The following is a 7,641-nucleotide window of genomic DNA, read 5'->3' on the forward strand; positions in this document are numbered from 1 at the left end:
TGATTAAATATCTTTTCGAATTCCGGACGCGTCAAGAATCGTCTCTAAGTCCTCAAATTTATTCAGTGCGTAAAGATGCAGGCCGTTAATTCCCGCTTCCATATATCTGTGAATCTGATTTACTGTATATTCGATTCCGGCTTTTTTGAATTCCGTTGGATTGTCGCCATATTTTCCAATGACGGCAGCCAGGTCACGTGGTACGGAACATCCATTGCTTACTGTCATGCGGATAATCGCATCTTTATCAAGTGCAGGCATAACTCCAACAACGATCGGGAGATGGACACCAGCTTTTCTGATTCTGTCAGCAAACGCCTTGTATGCTTCCACATCGTGGCAAAGCTGTGACATAAGAAATTCAGCACCGTTGTCCTGTTTTGTTCTCAGATGCGCGATGTCAGAAGTAAAAGAAGGAGCAAGAATGTGTTTTTCCGGATAGCAGGCTGCAGATATACAAAACTCCGGAAATTGTGTTTTAACAAATTTGATCAAAGCATCCGCATTGCTGAAGTCCCCATTTGTCCTGTCCATTCCGGGCTGGAAATCCCCACGCATTGCAAGAATGTTTTCAATTCCGAACGACCTGTAGTTATCAAGTTCACTTTTAATCTTTTCTTTGGAGTTGCCGATACAGGTAAAATGAGTCATAACTTCCGTCCTGCCGTCGCCCTTAAGGGTCTGGCAAACTTCAATATTACGGCCTGTGTTGGATCCACCTGCACCATATGTACAGCTGATAAAATCCGGCTTGTACTTATAATAATGCTGAAAAGCACCTTTCAGGTTCTCCATTCCCTTATCTGTCTTTGGCGGGAAGACCTCAAAGGAAAAGGACATTCTTTCTTTTAAAACACTTGCTATCTTCATTCCTGATACCCCCAAACCTCATGTACTTCTTTTAATACAAGCACTTTTAAAGTGTACAATAATACCGGGATTGTTTCTATGATTTTATTGCTAATATTGTAAATATTCCACTGAGCCCCTCGATATAAAAGGGATGTATAATCTAAAATGGAGCAATTGTCTGCTCCATTTTAGTTATACCTGTCAAAAGATTATGCTACGAATGATTTGGCTCTTTCTGCTGCGGAAGCTGCATCGCCTGTATAAGCGTCTGCGCCTATTTCATTTGCAAATTCCTGAGTAACAGGAGCTCCGCCAACCATAACTTTGATTCTGCTTCTGAAATCAGCTTTGTTTAAAGCTGCTACAGTATCCCTGAGAGCAGGCATCGTCGTTGTAAGCAGTGCAGATGCTCCAACAATCTTAACCTCAGGATCAGCTGCTGCTTCGAGGAACTTTTCAACTGGTACGTCAACGCCAAGATCGATAACTTCGAATCCGGCACTTTCAATCATCATGATTACCAGGTTTTTACCGATGTCATGTAAATCTCCGGCAACTGTTCCCATTACCATCTTGCCGACAGTATTTGATGTATCACCTGCAAGATAAGGTTTTAAAACTTCAACACCTTTTTTCATGGCACGTGCTGCAACAAGCATTTCCGGAACGAAAATCTCATTATTTTTGAATTTCTCACCAACAACAGCCATAGCATCAATCATGCCCTTGTTAAGTATCTCACTAGGGTTAGCGCCTTCTGCAATCGCTTCCTCTACGAGTCCCCCTACGATTTTAGCTTTTCCAGCCCCTACTGCAGCAGCAATTTCATCAATTTTTGACATAATTCTTCCTCCTCTAATTGTTTTTATTATATTCGCACAGCACCACCTTAGTGATGCGATTGCTTCACAAGTTATTTTACAGGGCCAAATTTACCTTCCCTGTATGCTGTTATGTATTCCATGCTGTAGTCGTCCAATCCCATGAGGGCTTCTGTTGCATACATAACTCCCATCAGATCCCTGTTCAGAGGATCGAAGATGGCACTGTCCATTCCTGCATTCATGGCGAGTACAAGAAATGCCTGATTTACGAGTCTTCTAACCGGAAGGTTGAATGAGATATTACTTACGGCACCCGTTACATGGATAGTCGGATACTGTTTTTTGATTTCTGCGATGGTATGGCTGAGATTTGGCATTGCATCATCTGTAGTGCAGAGCATTTCAACCAGCGGATCTATATGAAGACGGCTTGGATCGATGTTGTATTCTTTTACTTTCTCCATGAGGTTTTTGAATACCCTCAGTCTGTCTTCTGAAGATTTCGGAATTCCTGTGTCATCGTTGCATAAAGCTACACATTCCCACTTTGTATCGGCAATGACTGGGAAAATAATATCTACTTTTTTCCCTTCCATAGATACAGAGTTGACCAGTCCCTCTCTTTTACAGAAAGGAATGGCTCCCACGATGACGGTCGGACTTGGGCTGTCGATGGAAATAGGAACATCCGTAACCTCCTGTACACAGTCAATCAGCCATTTCAGGGTTTCAACCTCGATATCCTCATCAACGGATGCGCAGACATCGATAAAATCTGCTCCCGCCTCAGCCTGCCTTCTGGCAAGGTCTTTTATGAATTCTGCGTCTTTTTCTGCAATCGCCTTCGCAACGGATGGTATAGAACCATTAATTTTTTCTCCTATGATTATCATAGTGTATTTCCTCCTTAAAAAATTATATTAGTTTAATTGTTTCACCTTATTCAAACAGGTAGCAGCTGATGAACGCCACCTTGCATCGGCCGAAGTAGTAACCGAGTCCATTTTTCTTGCACACATCGCTTACGAGTATTCCATAAGCCTCCATAGCAGAAACTTTTTTCTCCGGAAGCCGGCATGGCTTCTCCGGAAAAGTGCATTCCTCACAGACCGCGCACGGCCCGTCTCCAAGGCACAGAATCTTTCCGTACTTTGTACGCAGCTCATCTGCAAACTTCATGAACACTTTTTTGTGCCCTTTTTCAATCTCAACCATACCTTCGAAGTCCCATTCATCTTCCAGTTCTCCAACGGTCTGGACAATTATGCCCCTCTTAAATCCACTGACATTTTCCCTGCATTCTTCCAACGTTCCACAACCCGGAGGACAGGACCAATTTTTATCATACTGTCCGCAGGTATTGGCTGAACACATATCCCTTACTTCAGGCATCAGATTTATTGTTTCCGGATCCAGGATAGCCGCCTCAGTGAAACCGGCTTCCTTTGCCTCTATTATTACCATATTCAAATCTATAGACATATTTTCTCCAATTTTACTCAAAACTCAGGTGGTCGATGAAGCAGTCCTGGAAATCAGGTCGTGTTGCAAGCTCGAGAAATTCAACTTTCTGCGTAATCTTTTCGCTTTTTTGAAATTCACAATAGTTTAGAACTGCAATCTTGGCACCTTCTCCAGCTGCATTTCCTATCGGAGTTATCCTGTCAGACAGCTCCTGCGGGATGAGGCCGATACGGCATGCACTTTTTGGAGACATGTAGTTGCCGAAAGCCCCCGCAATGAGAACTTTCTTGACATCTGAAATGCCGATTCCAAGCGTTTTTGCCATCAGATCGATGCCTGCTGCCATAGCGCCCTTTGCCAGCTGTACTTCCCTGATATCCTGTTGGGACAGAAATACATTTTTCCTTGGGTCCTGTTCATCCCTGTATATGACAAAGATTCTTTCCTTGTTCAATTCAACCAGACGATCTATATTTGCCAAGGCGGCCGGCGATTGTGCAGTTTCTGCCGAAACCAGTTTTCCTGTTTCATCAATAATCTCCGCATCCAGAAGTACCGCAACGATGTCCATCAGACCGGATCCGCATATTCCCAATGGGACCAAATCCCCGATTACGCTGTATTTAAAGGTAGTTCCATTTAATTCGAAGTGGTCTATTGCGCCTTCCATTCCCCGCATGCCGCATTTTATCTTGGCACCTTCAAAGGCCGGTCCGGCAGCAGTGGAGCAGGCAATCATATGATCTTTATTGCCCATAACCAGTTCCCCGTTGGTTCCGATATCAATGGCAAGCGTCATTTCCTCTATTGCATCGAAGTTCGTGGCTATGAGCACTCCTGTGGTATCTGCGCCTACAAAGCCGGCAATATTCGGCAGGACAATTACCCGGCCATTGGGGTTAATATTCATATTCAGGTCATCTGCGCGCATTTCCAGCTTTTCACTCATAACAGGATTATAGGGAGCATGCACTAAAGCCTTTGGTGAAATCCCCAGATACAGATGATGCATACAGGTATTTCCAACAATAGACGCCATGAAAATATCATTTTTGTCAATGCCGGCTTTTTGCACCGCCTCTTCAATCAATTCATTCAGACCTTTACGGACGGTCTGCGTCAATATCTGCACACCTTCCTCGATCGCATAATTCGCGCGGTTGATTACGTCTCCGCCGAACTGCGTCTGTGGGTTCAGCATGCTCACAACTGCCTTCTGTTCTCCGGTTTCTACATTCAACAGATAACCTACTATGGAAGTCGTTCCAATATCAAAGGCTATCCCAAATTTGTCCGTTTTCTTGTTGCGGATATCAATAACCCAGTTTTTATATAGTATGGTATCTACCATACCGTCATTATCTTTTAATTGTTCATACAACCCGGACAACAAGGGAAGTTCAATTTTGAAGTCCCTGTCTTTACGGAATGCATAAACCTTTGACAGGGCATTCTTAACTCTCTGCCATTCTGTATTATGGTTTCCTATTTTAGGAGGGTCAACTTTAATCCAGGCGCTGCTTATGGCTGATTTGACGTCAATCTCCTGGCTGGCACCTTCCATGAGAAGCCTGTGCCCCTTGTTTTTTTCAATCACCCGGATGGTCATATCCTGTGTCACTCGGTTTGCGCATGCTTTTTCGGTTCTCACTGGGCCGTCAGAAAGAATCTCTATCAGACATTTGCCGCAAGTTCCCTTTCCGCCGCATGGTGCATCTGGTTCAAGTCCTGCAAGCCTTTGGGCTTCCAACAGTGTTGTTCCTTCTTCCACCATGACTTCAAGCTGCATCGGAAGAATCTTGACTTTATATTCATTCATAAGCGACCACTACCTCCTTGAATCCATAATCTGGTTGTGTTCATTATATAATACAATCTTGGACAAGTCATTGTGCATAGTGTCCTAAAATTTTATGTACTCACCCATGCTTTTAGTTATTTGTTTCACAATCCTCTGTTTAAAGCAAAAAAATCATCCAGAAATGGACATAGGCTCCTGCTTTCCGGATGATTACATAAATCACGTTTGTACTTTTTGTTATTTTACCGCTGAATCCTCTACAGCTTTCTGCATCATTTTAACATTTTCAAAGTCAGCATTAAATGGTACATCGCATCCGGAACACATGATATAACCGGTCGGTCCAATATCCTTGATCAGCTTCGAGGCATATGCATACACTTTTTCGGGTTTCGCAAATGCGAGCATTTCTGCCGGAACATCTCCCATAATGCAGCTGTGTCCGCCAAGAATTTCTTTGGCAAGGTACATATCTGTTTTTCCGTCCAGGGAAACGATTGCCTTCTTAGCCGGAATGGTCTTGAAATATTCCAGTCCATTATCCCAGTTGGAATCCAGATGGCACAGCGGTATGATGTCATACTGGATGCACAGGTCAATAAGCTCTCTCATATATTTCCAGGAGTATTGTTCGAACATTTCCGTGTTCAGCATGCTCGGCGTTCCCCTCCAGCCGCCAACCCACACACCAATCGGGCGGGTTTCAGGATTTTCAATCTGTGCAATGTAGCTTTTCATGTTGAATTCGTGTACCTTTTCAAACACTTTTTCTACTTTTTCAGGCGATTCCATCAGGTCATCAATCAGGAACGTCTCCAGAGATCTTGCTCCGCACAGGGATTCAAAAGGCGACTGGAAAACTCCGTCCACAAAGCTTGGTATTCCCGCTTCTTTATGGCGTTTAAGGGCTGTCGGATAATAATCGAAATATTTTTTCGATTTGTTGAAGGCGTCATATTTTTTCGTGAGGAAATCCACGCGCCATTCATCATATCCATTCTCCAGGATCTTGTCATAATCATCCTCTGACATCACTTCTTTCTCGTGCACCTGCCAGAGCTCATTTTCTCCCACGCTGCCCTCACCGGGAAGGACGATTGGAGAAAACCACTGCAGGAACAGGATGTTGGGATCAAAAATCGGCGCCTGGGTTCCGTCCATATTAAAGTCATTTACATATTTGATGTTCGCGGTGCAGTTCAATTCCATATCGGAAACATAATCCTTCAGCGGCACCTTGCTGTATGCTGCCATTGCTGCCGGTCCGGCGGATAAATGCGGCACTCTGTCAACTGGTTCCAAATTCACTGCCGCTCTTACGCGCGCCAGTCTTTCTTCATATAAACCCATAATATTACCTCCATGATTTCGATTGATTACTGAATTAATTATAGCTCCAGCATCTGCGATTGTATAATTGTTAAAAACAATACCGCTATGCCTTTTTGTAATTATGTTTTTATGATTTCTATTTTATATACTTATTGTTCTACTTCCGTTTTCAAATCGCTTTTGGCTTTTGCCGCTGCCCTGCTTTTTGGCAAGATTATATGCAGTACAATAGCTGCCAGGGATCCGATGGTAATGGATGAGCCGAATAAATAGGAAAGCAGGGTTGGCATCTGTCCGACTACGGCTGCAGGCAGCAGACTGGAGCCTACGGTAATCATTATAACAAGACCCATATATAATCCGTTGCGTTCATCCTGGAAATGATGTGCCACACTCATGAGGCCGCTCTGCGCAATGAGTGCCGTCATTATCAAAAACACTCCCCAGATAACAGCAGGGGGTACGCATGCTATGATATTCATGATTTTAGGCAGAAACGCCAATACTACGCATATTACACCGGCTCCAACTGCTGTCCATTTGCTCAGATTTTTTGTGACCGCGATAACACCTGAGTTCGTTCCATAGCTTGTTACCGGGACTCCGCAGAGAACCGCACCGATCATTGAGCCAATTCCCTCTCCGACGACACCTTTGTCAAGACGTTTATCTTCCAGTGGCTCTCCCGAAATTACAGAAACAGTGAACCATGTGCCCATTGCTTCAACAAACACTATAAAAAGAATAAATACCATGACCAGCACTACGCCAAAGTCAAATTTCGGAAGGCCAAAGTGGAAAATATCCGGTATGCCGACCCAGGGGGATGTTCCCACGGTCGCAAGATTGACATTGCCGAAGAAAGCTGAAAAAACCGTTCCCAGTATCATTGCATAGATAACGCATCCTGAACGGAAGAATTTACCGACCTTGCTGGGATGCTTACCAATAAAGATCATAATGATCAAGATTACTGCTGTAAATCCGCCTTCAATGAAATTGATGTTTTGATCGCCAGGTGCCGTGATAAGAGAATTCCATGATGTAAACATCAGCGAAACGCCTACCACAACAATAACCATACCGGCAACGATTGGCGGAATTATGTGTTTTACCACTTTACTCAGGACTTTTAAATATCCCAGGGCGACGATTACCAGGCCGCTTATGATAATACTTCCAAAACACACGGCAAACCCCTGTTTGGAGGCTATCGCGATAATCGCTCCAAGGGACGCGAATGACATGCCCTGGATAACCGGATATTTAAGGAAAAGGCCAGCCTGGATCACAGTCGCTAGACCACAGGCCAAAAACGTCAGCGCAATAAGTGCAGTGGCATCTGAAATGTTCAGCTGCATAACTGCT

Annotated in this window: 7 protein-coding genes; all 7 read right to left on the minus strand. The window is 44.0% G+C overall.

The window, feature by feature from the left end:
* Positions 1-3: 3 nt before the first annotated feature.
* Complete coding sequence (locus BUA79_RS06430) at positions 4-870, minus strand: methylenetetrahydrofolate reductase (RefSeq protein ID WP_073993542.1); 867 nt, start codon at positions 868-870, stop codon at positions 4-6.
* A gap of 191 nt (positions 871-1,061) precedes the next feature.
* Positions 1,062-1,694, minus strand: coding sequence for a corrinoid protein (locus BUA79_RS06435; protein ID WP_073993543.1), 633 nt, complete (start codon positions 1,692-1,694; stop codon positions 1,062-1,064).
* A gap of 71 nt (positions 1,695-1,765) precedes the next feature.
* Positions 1,766-2,569 (minus strand): methyltetrahydrofolate cobalamin methyltransferase, encoded by an 804-nt coding sequence (locus BUA79_RS06440; protein WP_073993544.1) that lies wholly within the window; start codon positions 2,567-2,569, stop codon positions 1,766-1,768.
* Between the two features lie 46 nt (positions 2,570-2,615).
* A complete protein-coding gene (locus BUA79_RS06445) occupies positions 2,616-3,158 on the minus strand; it encodes a DUF2284 domain-containing protein (RefSeq protein WP_073993545.1) in 543 nt (180 codons plus the stop codon).
* A 13-nt stretch (positions 3,159-3,171) separates the two neighbouring features.
* Positions 3,172-4,959 carry an ASKHA domain-containing protein gene (locus BUA79_RS06450; protein ID WP_073993546.1) on the minus strand — a complete coding sequence of 596 codons (1,788 nt, stop codon included), beginning with the start codon at positions 4,957-4,959 and terminating at the stop codon, positions 3,172-3,174.
* Between the two features lie 219 nt (positions 4,960-5,178).
* On the minus strand, positions 5,179-6,291 hold the full coding sequence (locus BUA79_RS06455; protein ID WP_073993547.1) for a uroporphyrinogen decarboxylase family protein: 1,113 nt from the start codon (positions 6,289-6,291) through the stop codon (positions 5,179-5,181).
* A gap of 131 nt (positions 6,292-6,422) precedes the next feature.
* On the minus strand, positions 6,423-7,641 hold a 1,219-nt coding region (locus BUA79_RS06460; RefSeq protein WP_143147880.1), incomplete at its 5' end, for a uracil-xanthine permease family protein.

This window comes from Parasporobacterium paucivorans DSM 15970, assembly GCF_900141895.1.
GTDB lineage: Bacteria > Bacillota > Clostridia > Lachnospirales > Lachnospiraceae > Parasporobacterium > Parasporobacterium paucivorans.

What these genes read in the sequence shown, in the direction of transcription:
- BUA79_RS06430 (WP_073993542.1), bottom strand. Translation starts at nt 870, where the DNA reads ATGAAGATAGCAAGTGTTTTAAAAGAAAGAATGTCCTTTTCCTTTGAG.
- BUA79_RS06435 (WP_073993543.1), bottom strand. Translation starts at nt 1,694, where the DNA reads ATGTCAAAAATTGATGAAATTGCTGCTGCAGTAGGGGCTGGAAAAGCT.
- BUA79_RS06440 (WP_073993544.1), bottom strand. Translation starts at nt 2,569, where the DNA reads ATGATAATCATAGGAGAAAAAATTAATGGTTCTATACCATCCGTTGCG.
- BUA79_RS06445 (WP_073993545.1), bottom strand. Translation starts at nt 3,158, where the DNA reads ATGTCTATAGATTTGAATATGGTAATAATAGAGGCAAAGGAAGCCGGT.
- BUA79_RS06450 (WP_073993546.1), bottom strand. Translation starts at nt 4,959, where the DNA reads ATGAATGAATATAAAGTCAAGATTCTTCCGATGCAGCTTGAAGTCATG.
- BUA79_RS06455 (WP_073993547.1), bottom strand. Translation starts at nt 6,291, where the DNA reads ATGGGTTTATATGAAGAAAGACTGGCGCGCGTAAGAGCGGCAGTGAAT.